Annotated in this window: 16 protein-coding genes; 13 read left to right on the top strand and 3 right to left on the bottom strand. The window is 29.3% G+C overall.

Translation table 11 applies throughout. The features are described 5' to 3' along the window. Nucleotides 1-56 precede the first annotated feature (56 nt). From lexA to ACI48Q_RS19050, 10 genes are all read left to right on the top strand, one after another. Nucleotides 57-1,484: a transcriptional repressor LexA gene (lexA, locus tag ACI48Q_RS19095; protein ID WP_474920714.1), complete on the top strand. Its 1,428-nt coding sequence runs from the start codon at nucleotides 57-59 to the stop codon at nucleotides 1,482-1,484. An 85-nt stretch (nucleotides 1,485-1,569) separates the two neighbouring features. Then, nucleotides 1,570-2,106, top strand: a complete 537-nt coding sequence (locus ACI48Q_RS19090) for a TDE2712 family protein (RefSeq protein WP_474920713.1) — start codon at nucleotides 1,570-1,572, stop codon at nucleotides 2,104-2,106. A gap of 230 nt (nucleotides 2,107-2,336) precedes the next feature. Continuing rightward, on the top strand, nucleotides 2,337-3,110 hold the full coding sequence (murI, locus tag ACI48Q_RS19085) for a glutamate racemase (protein ID WP_474920712.1): 774 nt from the start codon (nucleotides 2,337-2,339) through the stop codon (nucleotides 3,108-3,110). A gap of 56 nt (nucleotides 3,111-3,166) precedes the next feature. Beyond that, nucleotides 3,167-3,682, top strand: a complete 516-nt coding sequence (locus tag ACI48Q_RS19080) for a peptidylprolyl isomerase (protein WP_474920711.1) — start codon at nucleotides 3,167-3,169, stop codon at nucleotides 3,680-3,682. A 17-nt stretch (nucleotides 3,683-3,699) separates the two neighbouring features. Beyond that, a complete protein-coding gene (locus ACI48Q_RS19075) occupies nucleotides 3,700-4,086 on the top strand; it encodes a DUF3783 domain-containing protein (RefSeq protein ID WP_474920710.1) in 387 nt (128 codons plus the stop codon). Between the two features lie 107 nt (nucleotides 4,087-4,193). Then, nucleotides 4,194-4,901 (top strand): S24 family peptidase, encoded by a 708-nt coding sequence (locus ACI48Q_RS19070; RefSeq protein ID WP_474920827.1) that lies wholly within the window; start codon nucleotides 4,194-4,196, stop codon nucleotides 4,899-4,901. Nucleotides 4,902-5,065: 164 nt separating this feature from the next. Then, complete coding sequence (locus ACI48Q_RS19065) at nucleotides 5,066-6,460, top strand: peptidoglycan-binding domain-containing protein (protein WP_474920709.1); 1,395 nt, start codon at nucleotides 5,066-5,068, stop codon at nucleotides 6,458-6,460. Between the two features lie 137 nt (nucleotides 6,461-6,597). Next, complete coding sequence (locus ACI48Q_RS19060) at nucleotides 6,598-7,278, top strand: response regulator transcription factor (protein WP_474920708.1); 681 nt, start codon at nucleotides 6,598-6,600, stop codon at nucleotides 7,276-7,278. Nucleotide 7,279: 1 nt separating this feature from the next. Further along, on the top strand, nucleotides 7,280-8,800 hold the full coding sequence (locus ACI48Q_RS19055) for a sensor histidine kinase (RefSeq protein WP_474920707.1): 1,521 nt from the start codon (nucleotides 7,280-7,282) through the stop codon (nucleotides 8,798-8,800). 77 nt (nucleotides 8,801-8,877) lie between these two features. Continuing rightward, nucleotides 8,878-10,677: a heme NO-binding domain-containing protein gene (locus ACI48Q_RS19050; RefSeq protein ID WP_474920706.1), complete on the top strand. Its 1,800-nt coding sequence runs from the start codon at nucleotides 8,878-8,880 to the stop codon at nucleotides 10,675-10,677. A gap of 85 nt (nucleotides 10,678-10,762) precedes the next feature. Here ACI48Q_RS19050 and ACI48Q_RS19045 read toward each other — a convergent pair whose 3' ends face one another. Continuing rightward, nucleotides 10,763-11,665 carry a radical SAM protein gene (locus ACI48Q_RS19045; RefSeq protein WP_474920705.1) on the bottom strand — a complete coding sequence of 301 codons (903 nt, stop codon included), beginning with the start codon at nucleotides 11,663-11,665 and terminating at the stop codon, nucleotides 10,763-10,765. A gap of 337 nt (nucleotides 11,666-12,002) precedes the next feature. On the opposite strand from ACI48Q_RS19045, the gene ACI48Q_RS19040 reads away from it, so the two are divergent. Then, nucleotides 12,003-13,544 carry a MutS-related protein gene (locus tag ACI48Q_RS19040; protein ID WP_474920826.1) on the top strand — a complete coding sequence of 514 codons (1,542 nt, stop codon included), beginning with the start codon at nucleotides 12,003-12,005 and terminating at the stop codon, nucleotides 13,542-13,544. 34 nt (nucleotides 13,545-13,578) lie between these two features. On the opposite strand, the gene ACI48Q_RS19035 is transcribed toward ACI48Q_RS19040, so the two are convergent. Further along, complete coding sequence (locus tag ACI48Q_RS19035; protein ID WP_474920704.1) at nucleotides 13,579-14,658, bottom strand: YkvI family membrane protein; 1,080 nt, start codon at nucleotides 14,656-14,658, stop codon at nucleotides 13,579-13,581. Between the two features lie 427 nt (nucleotides 14,659-15,085). On the opposite strand from ACI48Q_RS19035, the gene mnmL reads away from it, so the two are divergent. Beyond that, entirely contained in the window at nucleotides 15,086-16,018 is a 933-nt protein-coding gene (gene mnmL, locus ACI48Q_RS19030; protein WP_474920703.1) for a tRNA modification radical SAM protein MnmL/YtqA, read from the top strand. 29 nt (nucleotides 16,019-16,047) lie between these two features. After that, on the top strand, nucleotides 16,048-16,755 hold the full coding sequence (locus ACI48Q_RS19025) for a 2-phosphosulfolactate phosphatase family protein (protein WP_474920702.1): 708 nt from the start codon (nucleotides 16,048-16,050) through the stop codon (nucleotides 16,753-16,755). Between the two features lie 634 nt (nucleotides 16,756-17,389). Here ACI48Q_RS19025 and ACI48Q_RS19020 read toward each other — a convergent pair. Then, nucleotides 17,390-18,565, bottom strand: coding sequence for a class I SAM-dependent rRNA methyltransferase (locus ACI48Q_RS19020; RefSeq protein ID WP_474920701.1), 1,176 nt, complete (start codon nucleotides 18,563-18,565; stop codon nucleotides 17,390-17,392). Nucleotides 18,566-18,824: the final 259 nt, after the last annotated feature.

The raw sequence follows: 18,824 nt of genomic DNA, 5'->3' as shown, positions 1-18,824 counted from the left end.
GGAATTGTTGTAGTTACATTAATGATACAATAAATGTTAATAGGAGGTGAGGATATATGAGCCATGAGAATATATTAGAAAAATTAAATAAGAACAAAAATAATAAATTCTTCATATTACAGGGAGAAATAGGAAATTGTAAAACAGAAGGAATATTAGCAAAGGCTGTTCATCTTCAAAATAATTTTTCAATGGACAAGGATGAAAATATATTAATTATAACAAGTGATAATAAAAACTATAATAAAAGTTATATGAACAAATTACAGGAACGCATAAGTCCTATAACACTATTTTCATTTATTGGCGGAAATATTGAAATGTACAATATTGAGGAATTATTGGATGAACTTTTTTATAAGAGTAATAAAAGACTTGAAACTATAGACAATGACGAACTTCTAAAAGTAATTAGTAAAGGCGTAGAAGTTTTAAAAGAAAATAATTCATGTGTAGAAAAATACGATATAAAATTTCTATTAGAAGAAATTCAATATATTAAATATATTAATATAAAATCCTTAGAGGAGTATAAGGAGCTTAAAAGAGTAGGTAGAGGAATTAGTATAAGAAAAAATTCTAAAAATAGACAGGAAATTTATGAACTGTTTAAGTGGTATAACAATTACTTAAAGAAAAATCATTTAGCTGATTATATAGATAAAATGAATGTGGTAGATAAATATGTACGAGGAAATAGAATAAACTATACTCATATAATTGTAGATAATGTAGAAGAACTAAGTATAAAGCAACTAGGGATAGTAAGAGGGTTATTAAGCATTAAGCCTTACAGTAATTTTATATTAGTCAATAATAAAGGTGAGAGTAGAAATAGTACTCCATGGATAAAATGTTATAAGAATTCTAAGTCGGTAAAAGATTTTGATGAACATAAATATAAGATAATAAATTGTGGTAATAAATCTGTTGTTAAGAAAATTATCCCACAGATAAATAATAACAAATTTATTGATTACTTTACCTATGTAGATTTTAAATATGGATTGACTCATGACTTTGCAATCGATAATAGTTCAAGTAATGAAGTTATTTTGAATCCAAGACACAATGGAGAGACTTTAAATGAGGTGGAGTTAAGAAATGTACCAATCTATAGTAGTATTGCAGCTGGAGAACCTATTTCAATTAATGATGAAATAGAAGATTATTTAAATATACCGAATTACTGGATAAAGGGAGTGAAGGATCCTTTTATATTAACAGTAAAAGGAGATAGTATGATTAATGCTGGCATAGATGATGGAGATTATGTGGTTATTAGAAAACAAACTGTAGCTAATCATAACGATATAGTAGCAGTAAACTTAAATGGTGAGGCAACTTTAAAAAGGCTTTGGTTAAAGAAGAATAAGGCTGTGCTCATTCCAGAAAACCCTAAATATGATCCTATAGAGATAAAAGAAGAAGGGGTATCTATATTGGGGTTAGCTGTGGGATTAGTAAAAAGATCTGGAAGCTGAAGAATCATAACACATAGGTAATTATAATCGATATTGTATAATAAAAGCTAAGTTTAATATAGGGATATGTGAGGAGAGAAATTTTATGTTAAATAGAGTAAAATTAAATTTAGATGCAGTAGAGGCTATGTTGTATTATTGGCAGGCTGCTAGTGAAAAAGATAATATATCAGAAAAATTTTTCTATGATGTTGCTGAGATGCCAGCACTAAAGGTTGCTTACGATGAAGAATTTAATGATGAATCTGTGAGAAGGGCATTAAGTGCTATAAAAAATAGAGAAAGATTTGATGGTAATAAAAAAGAAAAGAAATTTTGGAATAATAACATGTGGATGATGGAAGACTTAGAGTTCACTAAAGCAATGGCAGCACCATTAAAAAAGCTTAATATTGATTTTTTAGCTAGTGAGTTAGCTAATAGAGATAATAAAAATAATTTTGAAGAAGTTGAAGTAATATATTCACCTTTGCACTCTGATGAATATATAATAAGTGAAAATAAGTTGGTAATAAACTTCTTCAAAATTAAATTGAGTGATATAGATGATACTGTATATATGGGAAATGTTGAGATTTTACAGTATATCAAGGATAAGATTATTGAGTTATTGGATAAATAAAACTCTGATTTAAGAATTTAAAAAAATCTGTCATTTAATTGTTGTTAATTAACATATATTACAATGGCAGATTTTTTTATTTAAGTATTTAAATTTCTTTAGATTTGACGATAATCTAAAATATATATTATAACTATATACTAATACTTTTCATAAAGAGTTAGGTATAGTATGATAAATATATAGAATTTATAATGATAAATAATAGTACTTTAGAGTGGTGTAGTGAAATGAAGAAAGCACATTTAAATATAGGATTTTTTGATTCAGGAATAGGTGGAATAAGTGTACTAAGAGAAGCAATTAGAATATTACCAAATGAAAACTATATATATTTTGGAGATTCTAAAAATGCTCCTTATGGGATTAAGAGCCCAAAACAAGTAGAGGAACTTTCATGTAAAGTTGTGGATAGATTATTGGCTATGGATACTAAAGCAATAGTAGTAGCATGCAATACAGCTACTAGTGCAGCCATTGAAAGTTTAAGGAAGAATTATAAGCATATACCTATAATTGGTATAGAGCCAGCGTTAAAACCTGCCATTGAGTATTATGGAAATGGTACTGTTGTAATTATGGCAACGCCTATGACTTTAGCCGAAAAAAAATTTAATAGGCTGAGAGAAAAATATAGCGAGAAATCTCATATAGTTCCTATGCCTTGTGAGGGATTAGTAGAAATTATAGAGAGTGGTCATCTAGAAGGTCAAATAGTGGAAAACTATTTAGAAGAGAGATTTAAAAACTTAGATAAGAAAAATATATCTTCAGTAGTATTAGGTTGTACTCATTATCCTTTTATTAAAGGAGCATTAAAAAATGTCCTAGGAAATAATGTAACTATAATAGATGGAAGCTTAGGAACAGCCAAACAACTACAAAGAATTCTAAAAAATAATAATATGTTAAATAAAAGTGAAAATAAAGGAAATATTAAGATATATAATTCAAAGGAAGATGATAGGATTATAGATCTTTGCTATAATTTACTAGAAAGATAATAACATTTGTGATTATAATATAATAAAATCGCAATGAAATATGAGGAGGATATGTTATGAACCCAATAGTAACATTTGAAATGGAAAATGGAAAGATAATGAAAGCTGAACTATATCCAGAAATAGCGCCGAACACAGTAAAAAACTTTATTAATTTAGTAGAAAGTGGTTTTTATAATGGATTGATATTCCATAGAGTAATACCAGGTTTTATGATACAAGGAGGTTGTCCTGAAAAATCTGGTATGGGCGGTCCAGGATATTCAATTAAGGGTGAGTTTGTTGTAAATGGATTTAACAATGAATTAAAACATTCAGCAGGAGTTTTATCCATGGCAAGATCTCAACATCCAGATTCAGCTGGAAGTCAGTTCTTTATTATGGTAGCAAATGCTCCACATCTAGATGGACAGTATGCTTCCTTTGGAAAATTAATAGAGGGTCAAGAAGTAGCTAATGAAATAGTAAGTACAAAAACCGATTATAGAGATAAACCATATGAGGATCAAGTTATGAAGTCAGTAACTGTAGATACTTTTGGAATAGAGTATTCAGCACCAGAAACTTTATAATTTCAAAGAGGTGTAACATGGAGATATTGGAGAAAAAGAAGTTAGTGATATATGGAATTGACCAAGAGGAAAAAGAGGCTTTGGAGAATGGGTTTGAGGAATTGACCAAGGCAGATTTCATATTTATTAAAGCAAGTATGGGTAAATATACTCTTAAAGATATACTACTTAAGAATGAAAAACAAAATAGTGAGGAGTTATTACCAAAGGAGAAAATTATAATCTTTAATGGATTTCAAGGTGTGGAGCTTCAAGGAGCAGTTTCAAGAGTAAGAACTGTACTTAAAAGTAAACCTATATTAGCCTCCACCACACCAATATCTATTGAAATGGAGCTACATGATTTGATTGAACATTTAATTCAAGAAAGAGAGTTTCAAAGGATGAATATGATGAAAAAATAACTACATTTAACTGGTTATTTTAGATGCATTATATTAAGCATATGAAATAAAATAAACCAGAATACTGACTAGTTAATTTTTCAATTTGCCTTGGGGGGAGAATGAATATGAATAGTGTAGGAGAAAAAATTAAGCAAGCTAGAAATTCTAAAGGGATGACTCAAAAGCAATTAGCAAAAAAATTAGGTGTTGCTGAAAGCTTTATAAATGAGATTGAAAATGGAAGAAAAGTTGTTAATGAAAGACTAATAGATAGATTAGGTAATATATTAGGTGGAGATTTTACTAATATGACTACTCTTTTTGATAATATAATTCAAGAGGAGAATAAACAAGAGCGAGAGATTAGTAGAACAACTAGTAAAACTATATCAGTAAAAAATTCATCAGTTAAGATGGAAGAGGTAAATGACCTATGGAGTAATGCACTTAGCTCTGTAATTAAAGCAGTGGGTATATATAATTATGATTTAAATAAACCAATAGGCAAAAGAGATTTACCTATAATATCTAATAAGATAGAAGGATATGCTCAAGATAAAGTAATTTATATAAAGATAGAAAATGATGATCTATTAGGTTTTAGAATATGTGAAGGGGATATAGTTTTTGCGAATATGACTTCAGAGATGGAAAATAATAAATTATATCTTATAGAACTTAATGGAGAAAGAGTCTTAAGGCAGATAAAAAAATTAGATAGTAATAAAGTACTATTAATAAGTAACAAAAATACCTTGAGGACTCAAACCTTACATCCTAAGGAGATTAAAGTGATAGCTAAACTAAATAGGGTAGAAATTGATTTAATTTAATAAAGCTGTGCATTTGCACGGCTTTATTATTTTACAGATATATCTAAGAAGATAATTTATAGGTTTGATAACATTAAAAATTAATTTTAGGTGCCCTTTATATGGAACCTTTTTGAGGAAAATTCATAATATATAAATGAATTACTATATAAAAGGAGATATTTATGGCTGATGTAGGAGGACTAGAAGTTCAAGTCTTTAGAGCCAATTCAGCAATACCATTAAGTGGAGCTAGGGTAACAGTAACTCCAACTACACAGGAGGCTCTAACTGAGGGTCTAAATGAGGGTCTAAATAGAGAAGTAATTTTATTAAGTACAAATGAAGTAGGAAAAACAGAAACAATACAATTAGAAACCCCACCATTAGAAAGGTCCTTAAATGCAGAAAATACCTTAATACCTTATGGACTTTGTAATGTTACCGTAGATGTACCTGGATATGATCAGTTAATAGTTAGGGGATGTCAGATATTTCCTGGAATTACTGCGCTGCAAAAATGCAATTTATTTCCATTAGGCACTGCTAGAAAGAGACATGGAAGCAATAGAGAGAGTAATGTAACAGACATACAGATAATTGACATACCTAAAAACACATTATTTGGAATATTCCCGCCTAAGATTCCAGAAGATGAAATTAAACCATTACCACCGCCAACTGGAGGAGTGGTACTTCCACAAGTAGTTGTACCAGAATTCATAATAGTACATGATGGAGTTCCTACAAACGCATCTGCACCTAATTATAGGGTTACCTATCATGAGTATATAAAGAATGTAGCTAGTTGTGAAATATATTCTACATGGAATGAAAGTGCTATAAGAGCCAACCTTCTTTGTATTATTTCATTTACGCTTAATAGAATATTTACAGAGTGGTATAGAGGAAAAGGTTATAATTTTGATATAACCAATTCAACAGCTTATGATCAAGCATTTAGTTATGGTAGAAACATATATGATAACATAAGTAAACTAGTAGATGAGTTATTCTCTACCTATATTAAGAGACCAGGACAAAAGCAACCACTATTTGCTCAATATTGTGATGGAAATAGAGTTCAATGTCCAAATTGGCTTAGTCAATGGGGAAGTCAGAGTTTGGCAACTCAAGGATATGTTCCTTTTGAAATCTTAACTAATTACTATGGTTCAAACTTAGAACTATCTCGAGCAGAAAGGGTATCAGGATCACCTCAGTCCTATCCAGGATATACTTTAGATATAGGTAGCAGTGGAGAGCCAGTTAGGGTAGTTCAAACCTTTTTAAATAGAATTTCTCAAAATTATCCACTTATACCAAAGGTTGCTGTAGATGGTAGATATGGACCAGCCACTGCAGAGCAGGTTAGAGTATTCCAAGGAGTTTTTGGGCTCCCAGTTACAGGTAAAGTTGACTATGCTACTTGGTATAGGATTTCTAATATATATGTAGGTGTAACAAAAATAGCTGAGCTTACAAGAACTATACCTAAGCAGGAGTATGGATACTTTACACCTCCAGTAGCTTATGAGGGAGTAGTAGATGTACCTAAAATTAGATATCCTAAGGATTAGATAAGGAGTAAAAAATTACTTGGTAGATTCCAAGTAATTTTTTAATTTATGCAATTAGTTGAGAGGAAAAATCGGGTATAATTAAGATAAGAAAATAATAAGTTAGGTCATGAATTTAATAAGGAGAAGTTGGATATATGAGGGATAACATAAATATATTGATTGTTGATGATGAAGAAAATATAAGGAACTTAGTAGGGGCTTATTTAAAAAAGGAAGGTTTTTCTATATTCTATGCCTGTAATGGAGAAGATGCATTGCGAATTTTAGATAAGCAAAGCATGGAATTGATTATTTTAGATGTTATGATGCCTGTAATGGATGGATTTGAGGCTATAAAAGTAATAAGAGAAGACTATGATATGCCTATAATCATGTTAAGTGCTAGAGAAGAGGAAGAGGATAAGCTTCTAGCATTGGGATTTGGGGCAGATAATTATGAAACGAAACCTTTTAGTCCTAAGGTGCTAGTGGCAAAGGTAAAAGCTCTTATAAAAAGAACCTATGGAGATAAAGAAGCTATTGTGAAAGGAATAAGTATTGAAAATTTATTTATAAATGAGGAGAGCCATAAAGTTGCTATTGGAGATGAGGATATAAGTTTATCACCAACTGAATTTTCGCTACTTATGTACTTAATAAAAAATAAAAACATTGTACTTACTAGAGAACAAATATTGGTGCATATATGGGGTTATGATTTTGATGGAGATTCTAGAGTAGTAGATACTACAGTAAAAAGGTTAAGAGAAAAGCTTAAAAATATGTCAAAAATAATTGTAACAGTAAGAGGTTTTGGATATAAGTTAGAGGTGTAAAATGAAGAGTATTGATAATTTAAAAAAAAGTATAAGTAATAGCATGACTAAGAAAATGTTAATTGCAACTATTATTATGTTCATGGCTTTTTTAACTTTTACTCTTATAAGTCAAAAGTTACTTTTTGAGCAGATGTATCATGATAAAAAATCCATTGACATAGAAGACAATGTTAAAAAATTTTCTAAAACCTTATCTAATGCTAAAACAGAAGAAGAAATAATGAATAATATATATAGATTTAAGAATGACTATAATACTACAATGGCGATAGCTGATATAAGAAATAACATTATAATAACATTTAAAACAGAATTAGATAGTGTTAATGAGGAAAATAATAAAATAATACAAGAGATTTTAAATGCAATAAAGTATGATGTACAAACAATAGGAAAATTAATGTCTGGAGAACAGATAACTGTATCCTTAAATATTACAGGAAAGACTACTGAATACTTATGTTCAGCTGTTATGAATAATGGGAAAATGGTTTTAGGATTCACATCAATTCAATATATTAATGAGGCAGTAGGTATAATAAATATATTTTATAAGTATTTTTATGTAGTAGCTATAATAGTTGTCATATTATTCTCTATTATATATTCGAAAATGATAACTAATCCATTAAGAAGAATTAGTAAAGTAGCTATGAAGATGAGTACTTTAGATTTCGATGAAAAATGTGAGGTTAAGTCCTATGATGAGATTGGAAGTCTAGCTTATACTTTAAATTTTTTATCCTCTAATTTAGAAAAGGCACTAACATCTTTAAGAGAAGCTAACATAGAACTTCAAAAGGATATAGATAAGAAGGAACAAATAGAAAATATGAGAAAAGAGTTTATAGCAGATGTATCTCACGAATTAAAAACTCCTATAACATTAATTAAAGGATATGCAGAAGGTATAAAGGATGGCATATTTTCTGATGTGGAGCAAGAGGGCTCCTTAGATGTAATAATAGAAGAATGTGGAAAAATGAATAGCTTAGTAAAAGATATGTTACAGATATCTTCTCTAGAAAATGGCATTATTGACCTTAGACTAGAAGAATTCTATATAGATGGAGTAGTTCAGAATATATTAAAAAAATTATCCTATAGTATAGAAGAAAAAAACATAACAATAAAAAGTGAATTACAACAATTAAAAGTAGTAGCAGATATCTTTAAAATAGAACAAGTTATAACTAACTTTTCAACTAATGCAATAAGATATACAAATGAGGATGGAATTATTTTTATAAAAATTAAAAAGAATGATGAGGGAGTTAAAGTTTCTTTTGAAAATACGGGAGAGAATATTTCGGAAGATAACTTAGAAAAGATATGGGATAAGTTCTATAAGGTGGATAGAGGAAGAAAAAGAAAAGATGGAGGTACAGGTCTGGGGCTTTCTATAGTAAAAAATATAATAGAATTACATGGTGGAAAATATGGAGTAGAAAATACAAAAAAAGGGGTAAAGTTTTATTTTATATTGAAAAATAAGAATATAATTGATGAAGATGAATAGAACATGAAAATATATACTTTTTTTTTATATAATGTTATCATTGTAATAAGTAAAATATTGAAAATGGGGGATAAAAAATGAAGGGTACAGTAGTGTCAGTATGGATGAGTACTTCGAAGAAATTATATGGAGATGCTAGCGTTGAAAAAGCAATGAAGTATGCAGGATGGAATAATAAAAGAGTATTCTCACCATTAGAGGATGTTGATGATAATGAAATAAAAAAATATATAAGTAAATTAGCAGAGAATGAGAAAATTACTACTGAAACTCTGTGGAAATACATAGGTAAAGATAATATATATTCCTTTGCTAAGGTTTATCCAGTATTTTTTAACCAAAAAAATACCTATGGATTTTTAAGATCTTTGTTTGACATACATATAGCAATTACCAAGAAAATACCTGGGGCTAAACCGCCACTAGTAGAGATAGTTCCATTATCTAAGAATGAAGCTATTATGAAATATTCTTCTAAAAGAGGAATGTTTGAGTATTTCCTGGGTATGTTAGAAGGTTCTTTTGATTATTTTAATGAAAAAGGTACTATAGAGATTACTGAAAAAAATAGTGATAGTATGGCTGTTAAGATAAAGTTTCCTCAAGAAATCTACTATAAGAAAAAATACAAATTCAGCAATATTTTATCTTTTGGATTTATCAAATCCATACCAGTGAAGGCTACCATATTTACTTTAATATTAACACTTATAGGATCATTTGCATTGCTTGGACTTGATAGTGTAGCAAAGGTGTTGGGGATATCTGCAATAAGTGGAATAGCAACCATTATAGGAACTAGTTTACTATTAAGACCATTAAAAGATATAAATGAAATAAGCAATAAATTAAAGAATAATATTTTCTTCGAGGATGTAGATATAGTTACTAAGGATACATTACAAGATATACACCATAACTTTAAGGAATCTATGAAGGTAATGGCTTCTGACTTTGTTGGATTTAAAGGTGTTACCGATGAAATGAATGATTTTGCTGATAAATTGAGGGTTATTTCAGATAATATGGAAAAGACCTCAAGAGAAATATCTGATGTAGTTGAACAAGTTGCAGGAACTTCAGTGGAACAGGCTACAAATACAGAACATGTAGCAGAAGTGCTTAATGATAATATAAGATCACTTAAAGTTATTGTTGATAGTGAAAATAATAATAAGAGTGAATTAGAAAATACTATGAACAAAATAAATTCTAGCTTTAACGAGATAGACAGTGTAAGTAAGAATATACAAAATACCTTAAATGAATTCCAAGAAGTAAAAGTAAAAGGAGTTCAGCTAGGAGATAAAGCTAAAGATATAAATAATATAGTATCAATAGTGGCACAAATTTCAGATCAAACCAACCTTCTTGCACTTAATGCATCTATCGAAGCAGCGAGGGCAGGAGAACATGGAAGAGGTTTTGCAGTAGTAGCAGAAGAAGTAAGAAAACTAGCAGAACAAACAAAGAATGCAGTAGAGGAGATAAATTCTAATTTAAATCAGTTCCTTGAAGATATTGATGTATTAATAAATAATATTGAAAATCAATATGATACACTTCAAAAGGATACAAAAGGCTTAGAAAAAATAAGAGAAGTAAGTTACGATGCAAATACATCTGTAAAAACGGTGGCTACAGCTATGATATCAACTATAAATGATTTAGATAAAGAAGCATCTTCTATTGAAGGCATGTATGAGAACATAGAATCTCTTGCAGCCATAGCAGAGGAAAATTCCGCATCTTCACAAGAAGTAAGTGCTAATGTAACAAGCTATACAGAGGAAATAACAAAGCTTATCTCTTCTATAAATGAATTTAAGAAAATAGCATCTTACTTTAAAGACGAACTAGAAAAATACAAATTATAACATAGAGAAATATTTAATAGTTTTTAGAAAATAACTGGTTATACATATATGACCAGTTATTTTTTTGAGATCTAACTTTAGTTATTTATATGTTTTCTAAGTTAAAATCTGGAACATAAATAGAAGAAGAGGTTCCACTTTCCTGTATAAAGGCATTTTTATACCCTAGCTCTACACAATAATCAATAAGACTATCATAATGGTCGAAGTTTAGAGGCTTATTAATTTCTGGGTAGTTTTTAGCCTTAAACATAGAAGTATACTGATTCATAAGACTTAAATACACTTTGTCTCCAAAGGTTTTATATATGTAATCAACAATTTTTTTAGAATCAAATAAGAGGCTTGGTAACATTAAATGTCTTATTATAACTCCATTTTTCATAATGCCATTTTCATCAAATATTGGCTCTGGAGCTTGAGAAACCATCTCGTTTATAGCTTTAGTAGCTATGTTAAAATAATTTGGAGCACTAGAGTATTTTATGGCATATTTATCATTGAAATACTTTAAATCAGGTATATAGATATCAATACTACCTTTTAAAAGTTCTAAACTTTCCACATTTTCATAGCCATTAGAATTGTATACTACAGGAATGCTCAATCCTTTAGATTTACTGAGCTTTATACTTTCAAGAATCTGAGGAATATAGTGAGTAGGATTAACTAAGTTGATGTTGTGATATCCTCTCTCTTGTTGTTCTAAGAAAATCTCACTAAGTCTTTCTATTGAAATCTCTTTACCTATATATTCTTGACTTATATCATGATTCTGGCAAAATACACATCTTAAATTACAGTTAGAAAAAAATATAGTTCCGGAACCATTACTACCAGAAATACAAGGTTCTTCCCACATATGCCCATAAGCTTTGGCAACTCTTAAGGTAGCAGTACTTTTACAGAAACCTAGAACTCCTTTACTTCTATTAATTTCACAATGTCTAGGGCAAACTGTGCAATTATCTAATATATTATAATTCATAATAATAAACTCCTTTTAAAAAATAAAGAATACTTATAATATATCATAATGAGGTATATCTCAAAAATATCTAGTTAACATTATAGAGAATTAGATTATAAAAAAAATATAAAGTACTCTCAAGTATTAATAAAAAATAGTATAATAGAATACATAAGTTTCAATAAAGATTATTTCTATGAGTGCATGTTTTTTATAAAAGATGAGGAAGTTGAAAAATAAATTTGCAATTAAGAACTTCTTCGTATATCACAGGCAAATAACTTTAGAAAGGAAATAAAAATAAATGAAAAAAAGCAAATTGAAGTATAAGTTAATAAAAAGCAGTTATTCAAATATGTTTGATAACGATTATAAAGGCGAATGGAATAAAGAAAGAGATTTAAAGGAGATTCGAAAGTACTATGATATTAAAGGTGGAAATGAATATAGAATAGATGAACAAAGTTGGTATGATTTAGAGATGGATGATATATATGAAACTGTAGATAAGACATACAGTACAGTAGGAGAAGCAGCACTCTATTGTATGCTTAGAAATCCAATACATGAGGAGAAAAAATTAAAGGATAGAAAAAGGGCTATAGATGTTATCAAAGAAGATAGTAATTTACGGAGATTCCTTCAGAATACATATTTCAATATTAGTAAAGATAAGAAAAACAATCTTTTATACATGATAGAGAACAAATTAGAACCTAATAAATTAAAGTATATTTTGTACACCTTTTTAGGGAAAGTGGTTCCTTTATTAATAATTTTAAGTGGTATATTTATAGAGTATAAATATATGCTTGGCTTATTTTTAATTAGTTTTCTAAACATGATTATAAATATGAATGAAGAAAGAAATACAAAATTTGCAGGAATAATATATTTAGCAAAAGTTATAAGAGGCGGTGACAAAGTAGCTAATATAGAAGAGGATGAGCTAAAGTCACATACTATAAGGATAAGGGAATTACTAAAAGAACTTAAAGTGGTTAAAAATGGAACTAGATTTATTAATTTTATGGCAATGTTTGGAGGAGCACTTGAGTGGGCAAGCACATTATTTTTATTAGAGGAAGCAACTTATTATAAAGTTGTAAATAACCTTGCTAAAAATAAAGATAATATACTAGAACTTTACTATATATTAGGTGAATTAGAAGCTTTAGTATCCATAGCTAGCTATCAGGACAGCTTAAAGAATAATTGCTCAACACCTAAATTTACAGAGAAGGTTGCCTTAAGGATAGTTGATGGAGTTCATCCATTACTAGAAAATCCAGTAGAAAATTCTATTACTATAGAAAAGAAGGGAATAGTTCTTACAGGAACTAATATGTCAGGTAAGTCTACTTTCTTAAAAATGTTAGGAGTAAATATGATTTTTGCTCAAACCTTTTATTTTGTATTAGCAAAGGAGTATGAAGCTCCATTTTTTAATATTATATCCTCTATTAGTCCTAAGGATGATATAAGTGAACATAGAAGTTATTATCTAGCAGAGGCTGAGAATATACTTAGGATAATAAATGCTATGGAGAAACCAATACCAGTGTTCTGTACCATAGATGAAATATTTAGAGGGACAAACCCTGTAGAGAGAATTGCAGCTTCAGCGGAGATACTAAATTATATAAACAATGGAAGATGTATTTCTATAGTTACCACTCATGATAGAGAGCTAGTAGACTTAGTGAAGGATAAATATGATTTTTATCATTTCAGTGAAAATGTTTCTGACAAAAAAGGGTTGAACTTTGACTATAAACTTAAAAGAGGAGTAACTAAGAGTAAAAATGCCATAAGATTACTTGAATATATAGGTTATCCAAAGGAAATAACGGAAAATGCATTTAAGAGAGTTAATAGTATTGAAGGATTTATATAAAGTTAAAGGATGAGGAAAAGATGAGAAAATATTCTCATCTTTTTTTCATGGTTAAATAAAAGATAACACACTGAACCATAAAGATTAAACTAATTATTCCAAAGCCAGGGTATAAAAAGGTTATAAGCTTTTTAAATCCTATTTGAGATATAGGCAGAGCTATAAGTACAGTTAAAAGTACCCCTCTTTTATAAGGAATATTATATTTTTCTTCTAAGGTTTTGCTAACACTGTAGATATCAGATACCTCTGTAGAGAACATTTCGCACCATATTATAATCAACAATAATACCTGCATAATAGGAGCAAATTTACTTGCTACATGAAGTAATGGTATTTCATATTTAAATATATCCGGAGTGTTTACCATCAACATAGCATTTATTAAGGATGCAATTACTGTAAGCATAATAGAACCGATAATTAATCCTAAGAGCATAACTTTTTTATTTCTAATTTCCTTGGCAATAGGGACTAAAACACCACTTGAAAATAACAAGTTAAATCCTGCATATAAAAATGTGGAGATAATCCATTGATTTTCTATCAGTAGATTTTTATAAATAGGAACCTTTTTTATATAATCTAAAGTCATATATTTTCCACCATAAATAAGATATAGTCCAAACACCGCAATAATCACAATTGTAAGAGATGGAACAATAAATGAATTTATAGCAATTAAGCCTTTAGTATCATTAAGAAGAGTAATCACACTTACTACTACCATTAGAAATATACCTATGTATTTAGGAATTCCAAAATATTGATAAAGCAAAGCACCACTGCCTGCTAGTATTACAGCAGAGCCTGAGATTAAAAAAAAGCTAGTTAAATAATCAGTAGTTTTACCTAGAAAACCAGGACTCACTAATCTAATAAAATCTGTATAGGAATTTAGGTTATATTCTAAACTTATTGTAGAAATTATATTTGTTATGAAGATATAAAAAATTCCACAAAGTACTAGACCAAAGAAACTAACATACCCGTAAGTAGAAAAAAACTGAGTAATTTCTTGTCCAGAGGCAAGGCCAGCCCCTACAATTGTGCCAACAAAAACCGTAGCCACTTGGAACACCTGTTTGAAATGCTTCAAAAATATCTCCCCCATATAATATATAATCATATACTAAATATATAGAGATTAGAGTTGAAATATGTGTTTAAAGATGGTTAAGTTGTTTAAAAGATTTAATTTGATATAATATAAATAAAGTGCGAGGCAATTTATTTTAGGTAAGAGTGCCGTAGGCATAGGTAAATACTCACTGTGTTCGTGGTAAGGCGTCACTTTGTGACAGGTAAGGAGCAACCTAAGGTTGCAGGAAAGGAAAAAATCAGCAAAGCTGATTTTATATTTTAAAGCACCAAAGTCGCAACATAACTACTTTTGCCTATGCAAAAGCCACCTTTACCTGTGCCAAAGGCACTCCTCACCTGCGAACAAAGTGAGCATCTTACCTGCAACCTATGGTTGCCCTTACCTAAATAAATTACTCCCTAATTTATTTATATTATAAAAAAGGAATTTGATATATATGAAGACAGAATGGAATGGTAAGAGATATCACAGTTTAAACTATTTTCTAAGAGAGAAATTTGGTGGTAAGGTTTTTAAGATATCTTTAGACGGAGGATTTTCTTGTCCTAATAGGGATGGAACTATAAGTAAGGGTGGATGTATATTTTGCTCTGAAAGAGGATCTGGAGATTTTGCTGGAGAGAGATGCTTTTCTATAACTAAGCAATTTGAAGATATAAAAAATATGATGAATAAGAAGTGGAAGGATGGAAAGTATATTGCCTATTTTCAAGCCTACACTAATACCTATGCACCTGTTGAAGTGCTAAAGAGGAAATATGATGAAGCTATAGATCAGAAAGATGTAGTTTCATTGGCCATAGCTACAAGACCAGATTGTATTGGAGCAGAAATTTTAGATTTATTGGAAGAATACTCAAAAAAGGTGTATACTTGGGTGGAACTTGGGCTTCAAACTAGTAATGATACAACTGCTAAGTTAATTAATAGAGGATATAAGCTAGAGGTTTTTGAAGAAGCTGTAAGGGGACTTTCTCAAAGAGGAATAGATGTGGTAGTTCATGTAATTTTAGGATTGCCAGATGAGACTAAAGAAGATATGATAGATACAATTAAATATTTAGCGAAGCTTCCTATTAAGGGGATAAAACTCCATCTATTACATGTTATGGAGAATACAACCTTAGAGGAGCTTTATAACAATGGAAAATTAAAGCTTTTAGAAAAGGATGAATATATTGATTTGATTTGTGAAGCTATAACGCTACTTCCACAAGATATAGTGGTTCATAGATTAACAGGAGATGCACCAAGAGCATTACTTGTTGGACCTATGTGGAGTCTTAAAAAGTGGGAGATATTAAATGCCATTGATGATAAGCTTGAAAGAGAGCATTTGTATCAAGGGATTAATAATGTAAAATCTTAAATTATATATTTTAAAAGGGGTGGATATGTATGAAGGTAGATATTATAATTTCAGCAGCGGATATTAAAAACGAGAAGCTAGAAAATAAGGTAGTAGTGGTTATAGATGTACTTAGAGCCACATCTGTAATGGTAACAGCTCTTAGTAATGGGTGTGATAGAGTAATTCCAGTAAAGGAAATACAGGAAGCTCTAGAAATAGTTAATCATGAAAGACATAAGTATTTACTTGGTGGAGAGAGAAATGCTCTTAAGATAGAAGGCTTTGATTTTTCTAATTCTCCTTTGGATTATACTAGAGAGCAGATTCAAGGTAAAACTTTAGTAATGTCTACAACAAATGGGACAAAAGCTATAAAAAACAGTGAGAATGCGGAATATATATTTATAGCTTCTATGATTAATGGCAATGCAGTGGCAAAAAAACTTGCTTTGCTTAATAGAGATGTGGTATTTGTCAATGCAGGAACTTATGGAGAGTTTTCAATGGATGATTTTATAACTAGTGGATACATAATTCATTGTTTAAATAAATTAAATACCATAGAGATGTCAGATATAGCAAAAACTTCTCACTACATATATGAAAATAATACTGACATATTTTCTTTTGTAAAAGAAGCCAGTCATTATAAGAGAATAATGGAGCTAGGTCTTGAGGAGGATTTAAAATATTGTTTAAGTAAAGACCTTGTAGATATAGTTCCAGAATATAAAAATGGAGAGATTAGGATATAGGAATTAATCTAAATTAAGTTGTCAAGTTAATCTTAAAACATTTTAAATAGTTCCTAATACAAAAAATATCAATCAGAGGGAGAGGTTTTACTAGAACTTCTCCTTTTATTATTTTTCAATAAAATTAATTCATAGACAAGAGTATATAGTGTAAATAGTATAATAAATATTAACTCCTCCAAACTAGTCATTTTTGAAGTAGCAAAAAGTATAATCACAGGAAAGCATAACAATATTTGCGTAATTCTTAAGAGCGATAAAAACTTCATAACATCACCTATTTCCAAATATTAGTATATTCATATTGTTACACTTTTAGAATAGGAGTACAAGAAATTTTAATATTCAAATTAGAACAAGAAATGATTTAATGTCATAAATTTTGCTTATGGGTGAAATAAAAAAATGAAAAATACAAAGAGGACATGTCTTAAAATAAAAATTTTAGTAAGATAAGAGCAAATAGTTTTTTCAGGCTTATGATAAAGTATTAGTTATAAATAAAACACAGAAGCACAGCTAGATTTTAAATATAGCTGTGCTTAATAATTTTATTATTATAATGAGTCCTACTAGGTTAATATTAATGAGTACAAAGGTTAATACACAATCTTAGTAATGCGATAACTCTAAATTATACCACTTGGAATATATAGAATTTTAAATAATAAGATTCATCACTATTCCATAATATTGGATGGTCTGGTGATTGAGTTTTAAATTCTACTTGCCTTAAGGTTACTCTTGCATCCTTTGCTGCATCTGCAATGGTCTCTCTAAATAATTCTGGATTCATAAAGTGAGAACAAGAACAAGTTATAAAGTATCCACCCTTTTGGGTCAATTTCATTCCTCTAATATTTATCTCTTTATAGCCTCTTATTGCACTCTTTATTGTAGAACGAGATTTTGTGAAGGCAGGAGGGTCTAGTATAACTACATCAAACTTTCTTCCTTCTTTTGCCCATTCACGAAGTATATCAAAAGCATTATGGCATTCAAACTTAACTATATCTTGAAGGTTATTAAGTTCTGCGTTACGTTTGCAGAAATCAACAGCATGTTCAGAAATATCAACACCAAGTACAGACTTAGCTTCAGCAACTCCAGCATTTAATGCAAAGGAACCAGTATGGGTAAAGCAATCTAATACCGTAGCATCTTTACATAGTTTATGTATAGCAGCTCTATTTTCTTTTTGATCTAAGAAAAAACCTGTCTTTTGACCATTTTCTATATCCACATAGTACTTAACACCATTCTCTACTATCTGCACCATAGTATCAAAAGGTTCAGTTAAAAATCCCTTAGCTTGTTCCATACCTTCAAGCTCTCTAACTTTAGCATCACTTCTCTCATAGACGCCTTTAGCACTAAACTCTTCAACTAATAGTTTAACTACTATATGTTTATACTTATCAATACCTAGCGCAAGAGATTGAATAACATAGTAATCTTCTAATTTATCTATTATAAGACCAGGAACAAAATCAGCTTCTCCAAATAAAAATCTACAGCTTGAAGTATCTATTACCTTTTTTCTATATTCCCAAGCAGCATTAAGCCTTTTTCTAAAAAATTCTTCATCAATTTCTTCGTTTATATCTCTAGTCATGATTCTTATAGTAATTTTGGATACATCATTGATATATCCTTTACCTATAAAGTCACCTCTAAAGTTATATACTTCAACTATATCACCATTTTGATATTCTCCATCAAACTGTTCTATTTCTGTAGTATAAACCCATAGATGTCCATTTTCTACATTTTTACCTTTGCCCTTATATAAATAAAACTTACAAGCCATATTAATTTGTCTCCTCCTAATTTAAACCTAGGGATCTCTAGATGTCCCACTTAATTAACTTATTATAGTATAAGTTTATGAATAGCATAATGCAAATAAAATTTTTAAATTATAATTAGAAAAATTAGTATATAGAAAAATTGCTTTAGGTAAAGTATAATATTATTGTTTTGAAAAATTATGATGAATTAATACACTAGTATTTTTTAATATAAGGTCTATGAAATAAAATAACTAATTATTCTTGTATATTTTATTT

The organism is Clostridium sp. LXY-7 (genome assembly GCF_056172015.1).
Note: the sequence above shows the minus strand (reverse complement) of the source record. Positions and strands in the feature narration are given on the sequence as shown.